At 50.0% G+C, this 20,493-nt stretch carries 11 protein-coding genes; 8 read left to right on the top strand and 3 right to left on the bottom strand.

Annotated elements, in window-relative coordinates; translation table 11 throughout:
• Positions 1-84 precede the first annotated feature (84 nt).
• Positions 85-1,509 carry an MATE family efflux transporter gene (locus K7B07_RS01230; protein ID WP_223706720.1) on the top strand — a complete coding sequence of 475 codons (1,425 nt, stop codon included), beginning with the start codon at positions 85-87 and terminating at the stop codon, positions 1,507-1,509.
• Between the two features lie 67 nt (positions 1,510-1,576).
• On the opposite strand, the gene K7B07_RS01225 is transcribed toward K7B07_RS01230, so the two are convergent.
• Entirely contained in the window at positions 1,577-1,972 is a 396-nt protein-coding gene (locus tag K7B07_RS01225; RefSeq protein ID WP_223706718.1) for a hypothetical protein, read from the bottom strand.
• Positions 1,973-2,341: 369 nt separating this feature from the next.
• Between K7B07_RS01225 and K7B07_RS01220 the strand changes: the two genes are divergently transcribed.
• Complete coding sequence (locus K7B07_RS01220; RefSeq protein WP_223706717.1) at positions 2,342-3,859, top strand: flavin-containing monooxygenase; 1,518 nt, start codon at positions 2,342-2,344, stop codon at positions 3,857-3,859.
• A 156-nt stretch (positions 3,860-4,015) separates the two neighbouring features.
• On the opposite strand, the gene K7B07_RS01215 is transcribed toward K7B07_RS01220, so the two are convergent.
• The gene (locus K7B07_RS01215) at positions 4,016-4,771 is read right to left on the bottom strand and encodes a LytR/AlgR family response regulator transcription factor (RefSeq protein ID WP_223706715.1); all 756 of its coding nucleotides are present in this window, start codon (positions 4,769-4,771) and stop codon (positions 4,016-4,018) included.
• 16 nt (positions 4,772-4,787) lie between these two features.
• On the bottom strand, positions 4,788-6,560 hold the full coding sequence (locus K7B07_RS01210) for a histidine kinase (protein ID WP_223706713.1): 1,773 nt from the start codon (positions 6,558-6,560) through the stop codon (positions 4,788-4,790).
• 115 nt (positions 6,561-6,675) lie between these two features.
• On the opposite strand from K7B07_RS01210, the gene K7B07_RS01205 reads away from it, so the two are divergent.
• From K7B07_RS01205 to K7B07_RS01180, 6 genes are all read left to right on the top strand, one after another.
• A complete protein-coding gene (locus tag K7B07_RS01205; RefSeq protein WP_223706711.1) occupies positions 6,676-9,762 on the top strand; it encodes a sensor histidine kinase in 3,087 nt (1,028 codons plus the stop codon).
• A 157-nt stretch (positions 9,763-9,919) separates the two neighbouring features.
• Entirely contained in the window at positions 9,920-12,886 is a 2,967-nt protein-coding gene (locus tag K7B07_RS01200) for a PAS domain-containing protein (protein WP_223706709.1), read from the top strand.
• A 111-nt stretch (positions 12,887-12,997) separates the two neighbouring features.
• Complete coding sequence (locus K7B07_RS01195) at positions 12,998-14,020, top strand: LacI family DNA-binding transcriptional regulator (protein ID WP_223706707.1); 1,023 nt, start codon at positions 12,998-13,000, stop codon at positions 14,018-14,020.
• A 135-nt stretch (positions 14,021-14,155) separates the two neighbouring features.
• Positions 14,156-17,344, top strand: a complete 3,189-nt coding sequence (locus K7B07_RS01190; protein ID WP_223706705.1) for a SusC/RagA family TonB-linked outer membrane protein — start codon at positions 14,156-14,158, stop codon at positions 17,342-17,344.
• Positions 17,345-17,360: 16 nt separating this feature from the next.
• Positions 17,361-19,217 (top strand): RagB/SusD family nutrient uptake outer membrane protein, encoded by a 1,857-nt coding sequence (locus K7B07_RS01185; protein WP_223706704.1) that lies wholly within the window; start codon positions 17,361-17,363, stop codon positions 19,215-19,217.
• Between the two features lie 16 nt (positions 19,218-19,233).
• Positions 19,234-20,472: a glycoside hydrolase family 172 protein gene (locus K7B07_RS01180; protein ID WP_223706702.1), complete on the top strand. Its 1,239-nt coding sequence runs from the start codon at positions 19,234-19,236 to the stop codon at positions 20,470-20,472.
• Positions 20,473-20,493 lie beyond the last annotated feature (21 nt).

The raw sequence follows: 20,493 nt of genomic DNA, 5'->3' as shown, positions 1-20,493 counted from the left end.
AAACAACCGTTGTAATATCCCATACAAGTGGCGGCTGAAGGCTCCTTCAGCAATTTTTTTATTTTCATCTAAATCACAAAAAATATGTCTTTTGATCATAAAGGTACCGGAAAGGTATCAGCTGCGCTGTTGTTTTTGAAGCAGGCGTTTAAGGGCGAGGAAATGGATTATACCACCATCAGTATCCGCAGGGCAGTGCTGTTGCTGGCAATACCCATGATGCTGGAAATGAGCATGGAGTCTGTGTTTGCGCTGGTTGACCTGTATTTTGTAGGTCATTTAAAGGAAAGCAGTTTTGCAATTCAAACGGTCGGACTTACCGAGTCGGTACTCACCGTGATGTATTCCATCGCCATCGGGATGAGTATGGCAGCCACTGCAGTGGTGGCCCGCCGTATCGGTGAGAAAAACCCCGAAGGGGCCGCGCACAGCGGCGCACAGGCCATCCTGGTTGCTGCTGTTGTAACAGTCCTCCTGAGTCTGGCGGGCATGATCTATGCAAAGGAGATCCTGTTGCTCATGGGGGCTTCTGAAGCAGCTGCCGAACATGGCAAACAGTTTACCGCCATCATGATGGGAAGCAGCATCTCCATTATGTTGCTGTTCCTCATCAATGGTATCTTTCGCGGAGCGGGTAACGCCGCCATCGCCATGAAGAGCCTGTGGGTGGCAAACCTCTGTAATATTATATTATGTCCGGTACTGATCAACGGCTGGGGACCGATCCCTGCCTTTGGTTTAACAGGTGCTGCGATGGCCACAGCCACGGGAAGGACCATTGGTGTGTTGTACCAGTTGTTTCATCTTTTTGGTGGGAAAAGGGCGTTTAAGCTAAAGCGGCATCATTTTAATATGGACATTCCTGTGATCCGCTCCCTGGTCAGGATCGCCGTTCCGGGTATCTTCCAGTTTGTGATTGCTTCCTGCAGCTGGATCGTGCTGGCACGCCTGGTGGCTGTTACAGGGGGAGACCAGGGGTCTGCCGGATACCAGACCGCATTGCGGCTGATGATGTTCTTTATGCTGCCGGCCTGGGGGATGAGCAATGCCGCCTCCACACTGGTGGGGCAGAATCTTGGTGCCAATGCGGCAAAAAGAGCAGAAGCATCGGTGATGACGACCGTAAAATTCAACGTCTTGTTCATGCTCATGGTCAGCATCATTTTCTTTTTTCTGTCCGGCTGGCTGGTGTCTTTTTTTAGCACTGAAGATGCCGTGAAGTCCGTTGCACAAACGGCCATGTATATCATGGCCTGCGGATTTATATTCTATGGAGTAGGTATGGTAATGATCAATGCATTCAACGGATCGGGAGATACCTGGACACCCACCTGGGTGAACTTTTTCGGGTTCTGGCTTTTTCAGATACCGCTGGCCTATTTTCTGGCCGTTTATATCGGACTAAATGAACGGGGGGTATTTATTGCCATTCCCGTATCCGAGGCGGCCATCACCGTAGCTTCATTTATTTTATTTAAACGGGGACGGTGGAAGCTGAAAAAAGTGTAAAAAAAAGCTGTACAGAGTACAGCTTTTTTTTACGCAATAATTGAACCTGCGGAAAAAGAAAGATTCCTTAATCCTTGGCCAGGGCGAGTTTCTGTTCCGTGATCTTCCCGTTATTGTTTTCCTTCCAGGTGCCGTCGATTTTGTTCTTGCCGGCGGATAGCAATCCAGCTGCGGTTGCCTGAACACCCTGCACATCAAAGGTCGCTTCAAAGTTGCCTGCGGCGAACTTCCAGCTGCCGCTGAATTGGGTGTTCTGGGAGAATACGGTTACCTGACCATTCTCTTTAATGTCGAATTTGACCGGAGTAGGGTTGCCGTTTCCAACTACGGATCCTTTCCAGATTCCTATTACGGGAACGGGCTCAGGCGGAGGAGGCGTGTCTTTGTCTTTACTGCAGGAACCTGCAAAAGAAAGGGTGGCAAGTAATATTGTTGCCAGGAAAAAATGTGTAAACGTTTTCATGATTTTTTTTTATTGATTGAATCGGTTTTAACAGTGCAAAGATGCTGCGGCCGCGTGCTGTTGTGCAGCGGCAATTAATAAAACACGGGTTTCGGTTAACCGATTTTGAGATCCGCAAGGTACCCCTTAAAAAGAAATATAAACAGGAGCATTAGGCGTAACTGCAGCGCCAATAGAACAATAGGTATAAAAAGATACCCGCCGTTACAAAGCGTTGTTATTGTAATGCGCTTTCAGCTTTGTTTATTAATTCAAGTAGTGGTTTTATTAAATGTCGGGATACACGGCTTTGCAATGCGGGTAATTTACATCCATTCAATCACGGGGTGTAGGCAGCTCCTGTTGTTTATGCCCGCAAAAAATCATATCATGCAAACAATCGGAATCATAGGAGCCGGAATCAGCGGACTGGCAGCCGCTAAAGCATTTAAGGAAAGGGGATTTAATGTAACGGTATTGGAAAAAGCCGCCGCAATTGGCGGCGTGTGGGACCGGAACCGGTTTTACATCAATGTGACGACACAAACCACAAAGAATGAATATGCATATTCCGATTTTCCCATGCCGGCGCATTATCCGGAATGGCCGACGGGGCACCAGATGAATCAATACCTGCGGGACTATGCACGGCATTTTGAATTGGACGAAAGCATACGATGCCACATTGCCGTTACAGAACTGCATTATGAAAAGGAGTACTGGCGGGTGCTGGCCCGGGAGGTTCACACGGGGAAACTGCTTACATTCCGGTTTGGTTTTGTAGTGGTTTGCACCGGTACTTTTCATGAACCTTATATCCCGGAGTTTCCCGGTGTGGACGATTTCTGTGCCGCAGGTGGTGAGATCCTGCATACATCGGCGTTGCAGGACAGTACGCTGCTTGAAGGCAAGGAGGTGGCGGTGGTCGGTTTTGCAAAATCCGCTACGGATATCGCAACGCAGGCGGCGGATATCAGTACCTCCTGCACATTGCTTTACCGTAAGGCCCAGTGGAAAGTGCCGCGCTTCTTTGGCAATAAGATCAATCTTAAATACCTGCTGTTCTCCCGTTTTTCGGAAGCTTTTTTTGTTCCTTACCGTAAGACGCGGTTCCAGCAACTGCTGCACAGTATCGGTAAACCCCTGGTATGGACACAGTGGCGTACCGTAGAGCTGTTGCTTAAAAAACAGTTCCGGCTTAAAAAGTGCGGGATGGTCCCCCGGCATCGGATCGAAGACCAGATCAGCTGCAGCCTGGGCATTGCTCCGGAGGGGTTCTATGAAAAGGTACGGACCGGGAAGATCCGCGCCATTCAAACGGAGATCGAACGCTTCACGGCAGATGGGATTCTTTTAAAGAATGGGGAGAAGATCCGCCCGGATCTTGTCGTAATGGGCACCGGCTTTCGACAGCGCCTTCCTTTTTTAAGTGAAAACGACCAGCGGCTGATCCGCAGCGAGAAGGGACAGTTTTTACTGCACCGGAATATCATCAATCCCAAACTGCCCTCCCTGGGCTTTGTCGGATTTAATTCAAGCCTCTTCTCCACGCTGACTTCGGAGATCGCAGCGAACTGGCTGGCCGAGTATGTAAAAGGGAATATCCAGTTGCCCTCAACGCGTGAAATAGCAGGGGAGCGCAGGCGGATCGAACAATGGAAAAGAGGGGCGCGGCCGGTATCGGCTGAATTCAGCGGCCTGTGTATTGCGCCTTTTAATTTTATGCACCTCGATCAATTGATGAAGGATATGAAATTGAAAACCGCTTCCGGTAACCTCATCTGCAATTTTTTTAAACCCATCAACCCCCGGGATTACCACCGGCTGCTTCGCCGGTTCCGTTCCGGCGGCCCTGTTGCCAATACCAACGGGCTCCGCCCCGAAGGCAGTATGGCATTTTCTGAATGATCCTGACGGAGGACATTGTCCTTGTTTTTAAAAGGCGCGAAAGAAATACGGCCGGCTTATCATCCCGGTATCCTGTCGTTGGTTGAAACAGTAACAGGCTCAGGACACCAGCAGCAGCTGGGTTTTGGGCCTGTTGTTTTATGAAAACGCAGGATCTTATACCAGGCGTTGCGCCATCAGCTGGAGGAACTCTTCCTTTTTCTTGGGCGAAATGGCGATCATCGATGCATCGCTCATGATCGCATATCCGCCGTCGGTCCTGATCATTTTACGTACCTCCTTGAGGTGAATGATATGTGAATTGTGTACCCGGAAGAAACCGTGATCACTTAATAGCAGTTCGTATTCTTTCAGGTGTTTGCTCACCATTATCTTGCCCTGGTCCTTTAGAAAGAAAGTGGTATAAGGTCCGTTTGCCTCAAGCCGGATGATCTGGGACAGCTGTACATATTCGGTTCCATCTGAAGTGGAAAGGCTGATCGAGTAGCGGTCGCCTGTGGTCTGGTTCAGGTTTTGCATCAACAGGTCGATCCTGTTTTCCTGCTGCTGCCGCACCGATTGAATGGCCTTATCTACCGCCTGTTGCAGTTCCTCAAGATCGATCGGTTTGAGGATATAATCGATCGCGCTGAATTTGATGGCCTTTATAGCATAGTGATCATAGGCGGTGGTAAAAATTACCTGGAAGTTCTTGTGTCGTACGCCCTGCAGCACGTCAAACCCGGTCCCCGGCTGCATTTCAATGTCCAGGAATACGATATCGGGTTTTAGCTGATCAATTCCACGGATCGCATCAGCTACTGTGGCTGCCATCCCTGTTACCAGGATATCCGGACAAAACTCATCAGCAAGATTCTTTAAGAAATCCCTGTTGCGGGCTTCGTCTTCAACAATAAATGCTTTGTAATTCATTTGAAAAGGGCTTTAGTTATGTTTCAAGATCGATGGTTGCTGTATTTGCAAACAAGGGTTGTGGTATACCGAGACTATAAGTATAGGTGTTGTTTGAATGTTCACGCGTAAGCAATATCTTTTGCTTCCGCTGTTTATTGAATAAACGGATGCGTCTCATAACGGTAGCTTCTTCGCCGGACGGGCCGGCGGCCATTGTCTCTTCTGTTTGTGGTGCGGAAGGCGCTTTTCCGCTTCCGGAACCGGTTACCGTAACTTTTAACTGATCGGCGGAAAGCCGGAATGTTATTGCTATTTTCCATTTTTCATACTGACGGATGATCGCTCCGTAAAGCATTTTTTCCACAATCCCGTGTGTGAGCAGGGGCAGTACCTGCAGCGTGCCTGCGTTTTCGTCAACGGTTATCGTATATTCCAGCCGGTCGGGAAAACGTGTTTGTTCCAGCCACAGGTATTCGCGCAGAAGCGCGGCTTCGTCATCAGCAGTGATCAGCACTTCATCTCCGAAGCGGATCAGCTTTCTCAGAAAGCTGGAAAAACGTTTGATGTATTGCAGCGATACCTTCCGGTCGTTCGCGATGATAAAATACTGGATCGAGTTAAGCGAATTGAACAGGAAATGCGGGTTCATCCGGGTCTGAAGCACTTTGAGCTTCAGCATCTGGTTCATGCTTTCGATCTGCGCATTTTGCGTACTGATCAGCTGGTTGCGTTGCTGCAGTATTCCGTTAAGCCGGTGTTTGGTACGGAATCTTCCATACAGCAATACCGCAAGAACCACGAGGAAAGCCAGCAACAGGAGGATCATATTACGGAATGATTGCTGCTGTTGCAGCTCCACTGCTGCGTCCGTTAACCGTTGCGTAACGATCTCGCGTTCTTTTGTCAGCAGTTCAATGTCCGCAGTATTGCCGGTAGTATCCTGAAAAGCGGATACTTCAAGGATGACATGCGCCACTTCCGGTCCCAGGTGTTTACGGATGAGGGAGTTGACAAAAAATTTGCACTCGGCGGAGTTGAAATACTCATTTATGGGAGGTTCCCAGTCGCTGTTTTTCGGATAGATCGCAGCAAATCCCTCCCGGTGCACATCAAAGAGCCGCTGCCGTTTTATTTTATAACCTTTTTGCAGGGCTACCACATAGATGCTGAGCGGAACATAGGCGAATGCGCTTTTATTATCGGACACCTGGCTTAAAATGGCATAATCATCTTTGGTATTATAGGTTACCGGTAACGAAGGAAAATATTGTTGCTGCAACGTTCGAAGGTCGGTTTCCATGGTAGTGCCGGGCTGGGTAAACCCATGCATTTCCCGGATCTGTTTTTTGAATTCCGCTGCATTCGTAAAGGTGGGGACCTGGCTGTTCGTTACGAGGATGTTCAGGTCGGGCATGTAGGGGGGAGAGAACCGCACTTCTTTTTTACGTTCATCTGTGATCGAGTAATAAGAGAGCGCAAAAATGCCGGGCTGCCGGGTATCCCGGATGTTGGGATAGATAGCTGCAAAATCCTGGATCTCTTTCCATCTGATCTCCAGGTTGATCTGGTAATGATTTTTCAGAAAGGTCTTAAACCCTTCCATGAGTTCGTATTCCACACCGATAAGCCCGCCCCGGTTGTCGTGGTAAATGAAGGGCTCTATTTCGTCCCAAAGAACAGTAATGGTGCCCGATTTTTGAATGGCGACCTTATGCCAGGAATCTGCCGCTTCCTGCTGGGCCAGGGAAACGGAGGCCGTACACAGCAGCAGCAGGCAACCTATAAATTGTTTCGTCAGGGGCATCATCCTCCCGTTATTTATGTAAAGGTGTAACAAATATTACGAATCCGCCGTTTGAGTTAACAAAACAGCCATTTGACTTAACGGATCATGGAGGTGGTTTTTGTTGTTTTTAAAATGAATGAGTACTTTTATCCCCATGAAAATATATAGGTTCAGCCTTTTTATTTTTGTACTGATACTCTGCGGCCCTGCTAAACTGTTATCTGCCCAGTCCCTCTTTTTCCGGCATCTGAATACAGCTAACGGCTTACTAAGCGACCAGGGTATTGAGCTGTGCGAGGACCGGCTGGGACGGTTGTGGATCGGAACGGATGAAGGTGTGAATGTCTTCGATGGTTACCAGGTGGCGGCCTATACCCGCGATAACCGCAGCGGGATTCTTAATAACCGGATACGGACTATCCTATGCGACCGTCAGGGAACCATATGGATCGCCACCCCGGCAGGCATTCAATATAAGGCGGAGCACACGAACCGGTTTGCAGTGGTTGATAATCCGGACCGCTATCCGCTTGAAAAGATCGTGCTGATGTATGAAGCTCCCGGGGGGATCCTGAGCTTTACACGCGATTCCTGTTTTTTTATCGATCAGCAAAAGCGCGTACGCCCGCTCAATGGAATTACATCCATAATTAAAGAGCGTGCCGCCATGCTTACTGCCAGTCATGCAGGCGGACCGGTATGGCTGCTGGGGATCAGGGGGAAAACCCTGATGGTGGATATTTCCCGGCAGGTGCTGTTGAAAGAACTGCCCTATCATAACGCGTGGAGCCTGTGCCGGGTAAGTGAAAATGAATGGCTGGCCTGCGGCCTCGCGCGCGATAGCGTGGTGCTGATGAATACTGCCACTGGTACAATGGAGCTGGTGAACAACTGGAAGAACCGGGAAGGAAAGGCAATAGCAGGATACGGAAGTGAAATTGTAAAGATCGATGATGACCGGTATGCTATGGTGACGCGTTATCACGGCCTGTATATATTAAATGTAAGTACGCGGTCGGTAGCACAGTATACCAATGATCCCGGAGATGCTTCATCCATTCACAGCAGTTTTCTACTTAGGGTATTGGTGACCCGGAACCGCACACTGGTGGTGCATGGCAATGGAATTTCCTATACCTCGCTGGATGCACCACCGATCTCGGCAGTCCGGAGTTTTACCAATGAGGAGGGACTGAAATACCAGAATGTGGTGAACTGTTTTTATCAGGATGCTTCCGGACAGATGTGGATCGGCACCAACAGTTACCTGATCCGCTGGGATCGCACAAAAACGGTCAGCAATTTTTATACCTATTATGAGAAAGGAGAAGGCCCCCTGAACGTGCGTACACTGAGAGCTGTATTAGCGGATCATAAAAACCGGCTCTGGATCGGTGCCTTCGGGGCGGGTTTTGGCCGGCTGCGACCGGACGGCCATTTCGATAAGATACCCACCAGCATAACCGGAAGGGGCGACAGCCTGGTGAGCAGCGAATTCCATCGTGTGGTTTCTGATCGTCATGGTAATTTCCTGGTGGCTACCGGTGCGCGGTTTTATCTGTTTGATCCCCTGACCAACCGGCTGGAAACCTTTCGTTCCCATCCCCGGCTCCGCAAGATCATTGAGGGTTATACCACGCATTTTTTTGCCGACCGTGATGACAACTGGTGGTTTGCCCAGAGCCGGGGCCTGAGCTTTTATGATAAAAAGAAAGACAGTCTATACACCATTGTATTGCCGGGTACGCAAAAGGATAATAACATAGTTTCAGTGGAACAGGATCTGCAGGGGGGTATTTATGCCTGCGGATATTATGGAGTGTATATGATCGACCCGGTTACACTGCGTGTGAAAGGCCTGTTGAATAAAAGCAGCGGACTGGAGACCTCGAATGTTGTGGGGTTGCTGCGCGATCTGGACGGCAATATCTGGATCATCGGAAATAAAGGCCTCGCGCGGTACAACCCTCAAAACGGTGCCCTGGTATCCTTTGATGAAAAGGACGGGCTGCTTCAGAGCAATCACCGTGTTTCGGCGTATTACCTGGCACCGGACGGAGAAGTTTTTATCGGTGCACAAACCGGGTTTAATCATTTTTATCCCTCACAACTGCGGATCCGTTCATATCCCCTGCAGGTCTTTATCACCGATGTTTATTCTGCCGATACTGTGCTGAATGTATTGAACGGCCTGCCGTTAAAATTATCCTACCGTGAAAATAACCTGGTGTTCCGTTATCTTACGGTGGATTACCGGCATGCAGGGTCCGTTCGTTACCGGTATAAGCTGAACGGGTTTGATACGGGCTATATATATGCCTATAAAGAACGCCAGGCGCGTTATACCAACCTGCCTGCGGGTAACTACCGGTTCGAGGCAGAAGCGTCCATAAACGGAAAGGACTGGTACAGTGCTGCCCGGCCGCTTGCGGTTACCATCGGCCGTGCATTCTGGAATACCTGGTGGTTCCGGCTTTTGGCCCTGCTGCTGCTGTCCGGACTGGCGTACAGTTTTTACAGGTGGCGGATCCGCCAGGTAGAGAAAGAGGCAAAGCTTCGGAGTGATTTTGAAATAAAGCTGAACGAGCTGGAACAAAAGGCGCTCAGCACACAGATGAATCCGCATTTCATTTTTAATTCGCTCAATACGATCAACTCGTTTGTCAACAGCAACGACCGGATCCTGGCCAATCAATACATCAGTAAGTTTTCAAGACTGGTACGTTTGACGCTGGATAATTCGAGAGCTAAAAAGATCGTCTTACGCGACGAGCTGGAGGTGATAAAGATCTATGTGGAACTGGAACAGGTGCGTTTTGAACAACGGTTTGCCTATGAACTTACCACGGATGGGGTAGACCCGGATATGGTAGAGATCCCTTCCATGGTGATCCAGCCTTTTGTGGAGAATGCTGTCTTACACGGATTGCTGCCATCGGATAAACCCGGCCGGCTGACGGTTTCGGTGACACAAAAAGGAGCCATACTGGTATTTGTCATTACAGATAACGGAGTAGGGCGGCAGGCGGCGCAGCGTAATAAAGAGCAACTGAACTTTAACCGTAAATCCCACGGGCTGGACATCACGCTCAAGCGGATCGAGTCGTTCAATAAAGGGGCCGCCATTGCTGATCCGGTGCGGATCACCGACCTGCTGGATCCTGATGGTAACTCTGCCGGTACCCGGGTGGAAGTACTGCTTGCAGTGGCAGAAGCCTTTTAGCAGTAATACTGTCTCATTCGGATGCATTTTTCAGGATACTTTGTTTAAAGGTCCTGCCGGAGTAAAAAGGTTGTTGCTGCCTGGCCGGAATAATGTGCCGGAAATTCCAACTTCTTTGTACATTAGGAGGAACAATAAACAAAGTAAGCACGTGCAAATGCCAGAGGACACCGGGTTCGACATATATTATGGCTTATTGCCAACGGGTATTTTTATTCTCACGGCGGAAGGCCGGTTCCGTTATATCAATCCGTATGCCGCACAGCTGTTGGGTGTGCAGGCCGGAGCGCTTGAGGGCCGGCATTGGGAAACCTGCTTCCGCTTTCAGGCCCTGCCGCCGCTGCCGGGTGCCGGTGCCAGTTTTGAAGCGATCGCCCTGGCAACAACGGATATGGCACAGAGCCGGTCGGTCGCTATTCATATGGCTCCGGTAAACGACGAGAATGGTATTACCGGGTACAGGGGAGTGCTGACAGCATCTCCCGATGCGGATGCCCGTCAAAAAAAACTGCAGCAGGACCTTCATATTTTCCGGTCGGTTTTTGAAAGCACCAGTGCCAGTATTTTCTCATTCGATACACAGCTGAACTATACCTCCTTCAACAATGCTCACCGGCAGGCTGTATTGCTGGGAAAAGGAATTGAGATAAAGATCGGTGACAATTACATGGCCATCGCGGGAAATGATGCGGAGAAAACACAGGCTATTTTTGATCGAGTAATGGCGGGGGAAACGGTCGAAACGGTTGAAGAATACGGGGCTCCCGGATTACGGCGGGCGGCGTTTTCCATGATCTGCAATCCTGTGTTTGATGAAGCGGGTAAAATTACCGGTATGACGGTTTTCTGCCAGGATGTATCGGAAAAAATGCGCCTGGAAAAAGAGAATCAGGATAAGACACAGCTGTTAAAAAGCGTTCTCAGCAACCTGCCCATTGTTCTTTATAAAGTAGACGACGGGAACCGGATCACCCTGTCGACTGGTGCCGGACTAAAAGCGATGGACCTGGCGGATGGCGAACTGGAAGGCCGGGATCTTACAGACATAATGCCGGAAGCAGTGGAGTTCCACGAACGGGCAAGGAAGGGTGCTGTTGTGCAGTATGTATGCGACGGGAACTGTTTTGGCAGGGAGCTGTATTTCCAGAACATCCTGTTTGCTGATGAGCGCATACCCGGAACGGTGATCGGCATGGCCCTGAACATTACGGAACAAAAGCGTGCCGAGAAGGAGAAAGAAGGAGAAGCACACCTGCTCAACGGGTTGCTGCAGAACCTGCCGGTGATCGCCTATGAGATCGACCGTAACGGGATCATTACCCGTGCGCTCGGGGCCGGACTAAGTGCCCTTGGGTTCCGGGATCACGAGCTGGTGGGTAAAAGCACTTTTGAACTTTTTCCTACTGCAGCAGACCAGGTGCAGGCGGCACAGAACGGGAAACTCAAAAGTTTTACCACCCGGCTTGAAGTAAGAGGGAAGCCGTTATTTTTTCAGAACCATGTTTTTCCGCATCCGTACCAGGAAGGCAGTATTATCGGGTTTGCCCTTGATATCACCTCTCAGGCCACGGCACAGCAGGAGCTGCAGAAATTGCAGGAAGAGCTGGAGCGGACCATCGACCTGCTGGATACCAGCCAGCAGATCAGCAGCACGGGTGGCTGGGAATATGATGTGGAGAAAGACGTGGTGTACCGGACACGGCATATGAAGCTGCTGCTGGGACTGGAAAACGAGGAGACCTCATTACAGGCTGCCGCGTTGTTGTATGAGGAGGAATACCAGGAAGCTGTGGTACAGGCTATGCGGAAGGCCGTAGATCACCAGGAATCCTATGTACTGGAAATGCGGCCCAAGGGCACCAACCGCTGGTTCCGGAGTATTGGTATCCCGGTTGTAGAGAACGGGAAAACGATACGGGTGCGCGGGGCAGTAACAGATATCACGGAGCGGAAGCTGGCGGAAACAGAACTGGTGCGTGCCCGGCTGGCTGCGGAAGCAGCAGCCCTTGCCAAACAGCAGTTCCTTTCCAATATGAGTCATGAAATACGGACACCGTTAAATGCTATTATCGGGATGACGCACCTGCTGCTGGAGAACCATCCCAAACCGGAGCAGGAAGAACATCTGAAGGTCCTGAAATTTTCCAGTGAATACCTGCACAACCTGATCAATGATATACTTGATTTCAATAAGATCGAATCCGGTAAAATAACACTGGAACAGATCGACTTCGATTTTTCGGAACTGATGCGTAATATCCGGCAGACCCACCGGGTGCGGGCGGAAGATAAAGGCCTGCTCTTCCGGGTGGACCTGGGGCCGGACCTCCCGCAAATGGTCAACGGCGATCCGATGCGGTTGTCTCAAATATTGAATAATCTGATCAGCAATGCCATTAAGTTCACGCACCAGGGGGGCGTAACAGTTAGCGTGTCCTTGTACAGCCAGGGGACTGATAAGGCTGAGCTGGATTTCCGGGTTACCGATACGGGTATCGGTATCGATCCGGCCCTGAAAGAATTTATTTTTGAAAGCTTTACCCAGGCGAGCGCAGATACCACACGCATTTTTGGTGGTACCGGTCTCGGACTGGCCATTACCAAACAATTGCTGCTGCTGATGGGCAGTACCATTTCGGTTGAAACAACACCCGGATCTGGAAGCCGCTTTTCATTCCGGCTGCTGCTGACATTGGGAAAAGCAGCGCCGGCTGTCATGCATTTCAGCCGTGTTCCCGAATCCCCGGATACGCTTGCAGGATGCAGGGTGTTGCTGGTGGAAGACAACCGGGTGAATGCGTTTATGGCCGGCAAGTTCCTTCAGAAATGGGGAGTGGAAGCCGACTACGCGGTCAACGGCGTGGAGGCGGTGGAAAAAGTGCAGCAAAAAAATTATGACCTTATTCTGATGGATCTTCAAATGCCATTGATGGACGGCTATACGGCAACACGCCGGATCAGGATGTTGCCGGACATCCGTTACCGGTTGTTGCCCATTATTGCCCTGAGTGCTTCAGCTTTGCCGGAGATCCGGGATAAGGTGCGGCTGGCAGGAATGACGGACTGCGTGGCCAAGCCCTTTCACCCGGAGGAACTGTACCGGGTGCTTGTAAAATACATATAGTGGGCGGCCAGTACAGCAGGGTTAAAAAAAATAAAAAAAAATTTGTCCAATTAAAAGAATGATTTTATCTTAGTTTTTGAATACGTATTCATTCTAATCAACGGATGACAATTGAGCAATAAAGTAAATCAGGGAAAACGGAACGCGACATCAGAAGATGTGGCACAGCTGGCAGGCGTATCGCAGGCCACTGTATCCCGTGTATTTGCCGGAGGTGCCAACGTATCGGAAAAAAAGCGGAAGAAGATCCTTGATGCCGCCGCACAGCTCGAATATAAACCCAATGCACAGGCCAGGAGTCTCATCACCCGGAAGACCATGATGGTCGGCATTATCATGCGTAACATAAGGGATCCGTTTTATTCTGCCGTACTGGAAATTTTTCATACCCGTTTATCGCCCCTGGGCTATCAGCTCATCTTCAATAATTCCGAGAACGAGATCATCGAAGAGTGGGAGATCGCTAAACTGCTGGAGTATAATGTGGAGGGTATCATCGTAACAGATGCGTTACTTTCCGAAGGAGCAACACGTAAATTAAAACGGAGCGGGATCGTTTCGATCCTGTTTAACCGGTATGCCGAAGGATTGAACAGCAGTGCGGTCTATTGCGACAACTACCTGGCGGCGCAGCAGATCGCTACCTACCTGGTGGAAATGGGCCACCGGACATTTGCCTTTATTTCGGGACCCCGTAATACCTCTACCACGGTAGACCGGCTGAAAGGGTTTCAGGAAGTATTGTGGGAGCGGAAGATCAAGGACCTGACGATCATACCGGGCACCTATAGCTACGAAAGCGGGTTCGAATCGGCACAGGAGCTGCTGACCCGCAACAAGAAGATCGATTGCATCTTCTGCGGCAGTGATATCATCGCCCTCGGGGTAATGGACGCTGCCCGGCTGGTGGGTTTCCGTATACCGGAGGACCTGTCGGTAGTAGGGTTTGATAATATCCGGATGCTGGGATGGACACCGTATCCCTTAACGACCTGGGAACAGCCCCTGGAGGAGATGGTGACCAGCACTGTAGAGCTGCTGTTAAAAGAAATTGACGATAAGAATGCAGTGCCCCGGATCATTGCCATGAAGGGGCGCCTGGTGATCAGGAATACAGTAAGAAAAAAGAAATAGATTTTTTTTCTTCTATTTTGAATACGTATTCAAAATAGAAGAAAGCAGCCATCGGCCGGTACGGGGCGATGCGGGGGCTTATTGTGTCCGGGAGAAGGCTGCCCACAAACCATAAAAACAAAAATTGCCTCAGATATGAAAAGAAGAATGATCCCAGAGTCGTATTGCATCCCGGCCGTAAAAACGATCCCGGCCCCGGATGCATCCCCACGACTAAAAACAAAACACTGTTTAATCCTTTTGATGTTCAGCCTGATGCTGGGCATGGCCCATGCGGCCCCTCTTAAGTCTCTGAACAGACCGGTGCCTGCAGCGCAGGACACCCTCCCTTCCTATGTGCTCAATGGCCTTGTACTGGATGAGAACAAAAATCCGCTGCCCAATGCTTCGGTACAGATCAAAGGCACCATACGGACTGCTTTATCGAACCTGGATGGAAAATTCATCATCGAAGCACGGAGCGGCGACTCACTGCAGGTGTCTTCCATCGGATACCTCGACCAAACACTGCTGCTGCAAACAGCACCCACCATCGTGATACAGCTGCTGCCCGATCTGGAAGGACAAAAACTGAATGAGGTCCAGGTGGTGGGTTACGGATCGCAAAAGAAAGTGACCATGGTAGGTGCCGTTTCTACCGTCAGCATTGCCGAGATCCAGAAATATTCCACCCCGCAACTGACCAATGCCATCGGCGGAAAGCTGGCCGGTGTGCTCACCCGGCAAACTTCAGGCGAACCGGGGTATGACGCTGCAAAGATCTATATACGGGGCCTGGTTTCTCAAAGCGGGGTGAACAAACCGCTGATCATCGTGGACGGCGTGGAGCGGGAATTGAACGATTACTGGACGAATATGAACATCCAGGATATCGAAAGCTTCTCCGTGCTTAAAGATGCCTCTGCTACAGCCGTGTATGGAAACAGGGGCGCCAATGGTGTGATCCTGATCGTAACAAAAAAAGGCATCATCGGTAAGCCAAGGGTGATCTTCCGTACGGAAACCGCAGTGGCAACACCGCAGCGGATCGAGAATAATATCAATGCCTACGAGTATGCATCCCTGGTAAACGAATCCCGGGCAAATATTGGTGAAGGACCAAAGTATTCAGCTGACGAATTGCAGAAATTCAAGGATCATTCGGATCCATATCTCTACCCGGATGTGGACTGGTACCGGACCATCTTCCGCAAAAATACCATGCAGACCATTAACAACCTGGGTATTACCGGGGGGACAGATATTATACGCTATTATGTGAACCTGGGCTATACCTTACAACAGGGCATGTATGTTGAAGATCCGAAAGTGGAATACAAGACCAACGCCATGCTGCATCAATATAACTTCCGCTCCAGAGTGGATGTAAAGCTGAACAAGCGTCTGAGCATCGATCTGGGACTGGCGGGCATTTCCAAATCCGCGAATTTCCCCGGCAGGTCGCGTGCGGCAATTTTTGATGTGCTGAAACTGACCAACCCGCTGATGTACCCGATAAAAAACCCGGACGGTTCTGACCCCGGCGCCAGCGGCGATTCGAAAATTAACCCTTACACCCTGGTTACACAAACCGGTTATACCAAACAATTCTATACTACCATCACCAGCAACCTGAACGTACGCTGGGATATGGGCGGCTTGGTACGCGGACTGTCACTGAACGGACTGGCGGCATTTGATGTGGTAGACATTACGCAGAATGTGCGTACAAAGGACCCGGCCACTTTTTATTATAAGAAAGATCCGATCTCCGGTGTGGAAAGTTATACGCCCATTGTTACGGAAACCGCGCTGGGACTCTATAACCTCAATGAAAACTACCGTACCGTATACCAGGAGCTGCGGCTGGATTATGTCCGCAGTTTTGGTAAACACAACATCACCGCCCTGTTTGCTGCAAACAGAAGACAGTACAATAATGTGAACGCGGGCGGTTCGATCGATAATATCCCCGAACGAAGACAGGGCCTGATCGGAAGGATCACCTATAACTATGATACCCGTTACCTCCTGGAAGTTAATGCCGGTTATACCGGGTCCGAACAATTCCCCAAGGGCAAACGCTACGGACTCTTTCCTTCCATAGGACCAGGCTGGGTGGTATCCAACGAACCATTCTGGAACTCGGGTTTTATCAGTCTTTTAAAATTCAGGGGATCTTACGGGCTGGTGGGTAATGACCGTATCGGTGGCGAACGGTTCCTGTTCCAGACAAGATTTGATAAAAGCGCACCCGGTTATGTTTTCGGGCAGGATCAGAATATCAACCCCGGGGGAAAGCGGGAGAATTTTATCGGTAACCCTGATGTGACCTGGGAGCACGCTTATAAATCAAATGTGGGACTGGATCTTGAAATGCTGCACAGCATGATCACGCTTACAGCGGACCTGTTCCATGAGCGCCGGGAAGACCAGCTGCTGAGAAGGCGGATCATCCCGATATACGCGGGGTATCCTGATTTTATTATTCCTTACGGGAATGTGGGGATCGTGGAAAATAAAGGAATCGACGGCAGCTTCCAGTTCAGGAATACCACAAACGGCGGCGTGTATTATTCTGTGAACGGTAACCTGACGTTTGCGAAGAACCGGATCATTGAAAATGATTATCCGCAGCCGCAATATCCGTGGCAGGACCTGCGCGGCTATCCCATCGGATCCAACCTGGGTTATATCGCCGAAGGCTTTTTCAAAGATGAGGCCGATATCGCGAACAGTCCGGACCAGACCTACTTCCAGTCGGTGATCCGCCCCGGCGATGTAAAGTATAAAGACATCAACGGGGATAATAAGATTGATAATGCCGATCAGACGGTGATCGGTAAATACGGGTCGGAACCGCAAATGATGTATGGCCTGGGGATCGTAGTGTCTTACAAAGGATTTGATGCCTCCGTGTTCTTTACCGGTGCTGCCCGGCGCGACTTCTTCTTTACCCAGCAATGGACCGCCATGCCCTTTGCTTCCGGCGAAAGTATGTACAATGTAATGCAGATGGTATACGACCAGCGCTGGGTGCCGGGCGCCGATAACAGCGATGCAAAATTTCCCGCAGTACGTTCCCTGAGTAAAAACAACTATGTAGGATCTACCATCTACCTGCGCAGCGGCGATTACCTGCGGATCAGGAATGCGGAGATCGGGTACAATTTCCCGGATGCGCTGATGAAACGCTGGAAGCTCAACGGGGCACGGCTGTTTGTGCAGGGCACCAACCTGGCAACCTGGGATCATATAAAAGCCATTGATCCGGAATCGGATTTTGGTACGGGAAGTTATCCCATCAGCCGCAATTTCAATTTTGGCCTGGAAGTAAGGTTTTAATGCAAAAAAAATAATCATGAAAAAGTTGATACAAATAATGACGGTCGTGATCGTGTTTGCTGTTCTGTCCGGCTGCAAAAAGGGCTTCCTGGATAAAACGCCGGACGGGGACCTTACCCTCGATCAGATCTTTACCAATTCGGGATTTACCGAACAATTTCTTACCAATATTTATTCACAGCTGCCGCAGGAACTGCGTATGGTGGACAACCCCGGATCTGGATTGCCCAACAATCCCTTCAATGGTGCTTCCGATGATATGGAGATGAGCTATTCCGGGAATTTTGCCACCGAAATGAACCTGGGCAACTGGAACCCTGTCACTTATACGCTGGATTTCTGGTCGAACTGTTACTACGCGATCCGTAAGGCCAATATCTTCCTTGAGAATATTGATAAATTAACGCCCTCGGATCTGGCTCCGGCAACAAAGATCAACCGCTGGAAGGGGGAAGCCATCTTCCTGAGGGCCTTTTATCATTTCCTGCTCATAAGGGTATATGGCCCGGTACCGGTCATTGACCGCACCTACAACCTGAATGAGGATTTTACCAAGGCAAAAAGACAACCCATTGATCAGTGTGTAAGTTTTATTGTTTCCGAATGTGATAAAGCCGCCGCCCTGCTGGAACCAAAAGTAAGCTCGCCCAGTGATTACGGGCGCCCTTCAAAGGCAGCAGCACTGGCATTGAAAGCCCGTACGTTATTGTATATGGCCAGTCCGTTGTGGAATGGCAATCCCGATTATGCCAGTTTTAAAGATAAAGAAGGCACCCGGCTGTTTCCTGATTATGACGACGGCCGCTGGCAGGCAGCGGCAAGCGCTGCAAAACAGTGTATCGATGAAGCCGCAGCAGCCGGATATGCCCTGTACCGCGCAGGTGATAACAATCCTGTAAAGAATTACCAGGAGCTGTTCTATGTCAATTTCAACAATGAAGTATTTTTTACCTGTAATGATCCGGACTATCAGAACATCGATGCCTACAGCGAACCCAGGGGAATGTCCGGAGCAAACTGGCCCCTGCAGTCGCCCACACAGGACCTGGTGGACGATTACGAAATGGCCAACGGTACAAGGCCGATAACCGGCTACAACGCAGATATGACACCGGTCATCAATCCGCTTTCAGGCTATACAGAGAATGCCCAGGCGGCTACGGAAACCAACTATTATTATGCCGGCACCCGCACCATGTATGTAAACCGTGAACCCCGGTTTTATGCCACCATCAATTTTACGGGCGCGAAATATAAAACGGGATCGCCTCAAAACCGTAGCACGCCCCTGCAATTCTGGAAGCTGGGCCTGGATGGGCGCACCAATGTCAGCTCTGATTTTTACAGCAAAACGGGGTATCTGCTTAAAAAACTGACACATCCGGCATTTGTGATGTCACCGAAATCGGATCCGAAACGTACCTGGATCTTTTTCCGGCTGGGAGAGCAGTACCTGAACTATGCCGAAGCATTGAATGAAGCACAGGGACCTGTAGCCGATGTATACAAATATGTAGATCTGATACGGGACCGGGCAGGGTTACCGGGGCTTACGGCCGGTCTTTCTAAAGAGGCGATGCGGGAGGCGATCCGCCACGAACGGCGTATTGAACTGGCATTTGAGACCCACCGGTACTTCGATTGCCACCGCTGGAAGATCGCCGAGGCTACGGACAATAAGAATATATATGGATTGAATGTAGATGGTTTGGTAAGCGAAAATCCTATCGTGCCGTACAATATCACCAGCGATGCTTTTTACAAACGCACTGTTATCGAAAAAAGGGTCTTTGATAAGAAACATTATCTCTGGCCGATACAACAGCGCGATATCGATAAAAATCCCAACCTGGTGCAGAATCCTTTCTGGTAATCAATAAACATCATTCATGAGCAGGTACTATAATAATTTTGGAAAGACCGGTAAGCTGTTATTTAAAACCGCTTTGTTACTGCTGCTGAGCAGCGGGGGAAGAGCCTTGCAGGCGCAGCAGCTTTACGATTTGCCGGAAGCGGGCACAGCAACCCGTTGGATCAGCTTTGAGAACATCCATGGCGAAAAAGGCGCTGCCGCAAAAGAGAACAAAGGGGCTAAAGGCCATTCCTCCGAATGGATCCGCGCGGGCGGGCGTAAAGTGCTGATGGATTATTCCGGGGCGGGTGTCATTCACCGTATCTGGATGACCGTGATCGACCGGAGCCCGGCTGCCCTTCGTTCCATACGGATAGAGATGTATTGGGATAATGCCGCAAAACCGGCCGTGTCTGCACCGCTGGGGGATTTTTTCGGGATAAGCCTTGGCTTGAGAACGGCCTTTCAAAGCGCGGCTTTTTCTGATCCCGAAGGACGTTCCTTTAATTGTTATATCCCGATGCCTTTTAAAAGACATGCGAAGGTTGTTTTTATTAATGAGTCGAAAAGTGATCAGCTGCTTTTTTATGATATCAATTTTTCGGTGCTGAAACAACCGCTTCAGCAAGCCGCCTATTTTCATACCTACTGGAGTACCAACAAAGATACCCGGCTCGGGGAGGATTTTGCCATCCTTCCGCAGATAAAAGGAAAAGGGCGTTTTCTGGGAACCAATATCGGTATCGTAACAGACAAAGTGTATGGCAGCACCTGGTTCGGAGAGGGAGAGGTGAAAATATACCTGGATGGGGATAAAACATATCCCACCCTGGCGGGCACAGGTACGGAAGACTATATCGGCTCTGCCTGGAACCTGGGGGCTTTCTCCAATTTATACCAGGGTGCCCCGGTAGTAGATAAGGTAAAGGGGCGTTTCTCCTTTTACCGCTATCATATTCCGGATCCGGTTTTCTTCAATACCAGTTGTAGGGTCACCATTCAGCAGATGGGTGGCGGCGGAAGGGATTCCATCCGGGCCATCGTTAAGGCCGGTGGCCGGGCACGCCCGGTATCGGTAATGACCAGGGATGGCTTGATCCCGCTGCTGGATACTCCCGGCTATCCGGATCTGTTCGATGACCGGTTCTCCAAAGATGAATGGGTGAATTTTTACCGCGTGGATGATTATTCCGCCACGGCTTATTTCTACCTGGACCGGCCCGAAAATGAGCTGCCGCCGCTGCCACCGGTAGCGGAGCGGATAAAAGGACTGTGAGAAGACCGCCGTCTGTGCAGC

Source organism: Niabella beijingensis, from assembly GCF_020034665.1.
Taxonomy (GTDB): Bacteria; Bacteroidota; Bacteroidia; order Chitinophagales; family Chitinophagaceae; genus Niabella; species Niabella beijingensis.
This window is presented reverse-complemented; position numbering and strand designations above follow the sequence as displayed.

Bases quoted from the DNA above. Each gene is read 5' to 3' on its own strand.
- K7B07_RS01200 (WP_223706709.1), top strand. From the start codon at position 9,920: ATGCCAGAGGACACCGGGTTCGACATATATTATGGCTTATTGCCAACG.
- K7B07_RS01180 (WP_223706702.1), top strand. From the start codon at position 19,234: ATGAGCAGGTACTATAATAATTTTGGAAAGACCGGTAAGCTGTTATTT.
- K7B07_RS01215 (WP_223706715.1), bottom strand. From the start codon at position 4,771: ATGAATTACAAAGCATTTATTGTTGAAGACGAAGCCCGCAACAGGGAT.
- K7B07_RS01225 (WP_223706718.1), bottom strand. From the start codon at position 1,972: ATGAAAACGTTTACACATTTTTTCCTGGCAACAATATTACTTGCCACC.
- K7B07_RS01185 (WP_223706704.1), top strand. From the start codon at position 17,361: ATGAAAAAGTTGATACAAATAATGACGGTCGTGATCGTGTTTGCTGTT.
- K7B07_RS01205 (WP_223706711.1), top strand. From the start codon at position 6,676: ATGAGTACTTTTATCCCCATGAAAATATATAGGTTCAGCCTTTTTATT.
- K7B07_RS01190 (WP_223706705.1), top strand. From the start codon at position 14,156: ATGAAAAGAAGAATGATCCCAGAGTCGTATTGCATCCCGGCCGTAAAA.
- K7B07_RS01230 (WP_223706720.1), top strand. From the start codon at position 85: ATGTCTTTTGATCATAAAGGTACCGGAAAGGTATCAGCTGCGCTGTTG.
- K7B07_RS01210 (WP_223706713.1), bottom strand. From the start codon at position 6,560: ATGATGCCCCTGACGAAACAATTTATAGGTTGCCTGCTGCTGCTGTGT.
- K7B07_RS01220 (WP_223706717.1), top strand. From the start codon at position 2,342: ATGCAAACAATCGGAATCATAGGAGCCGGAATCAGCGGACTGGCAGCC.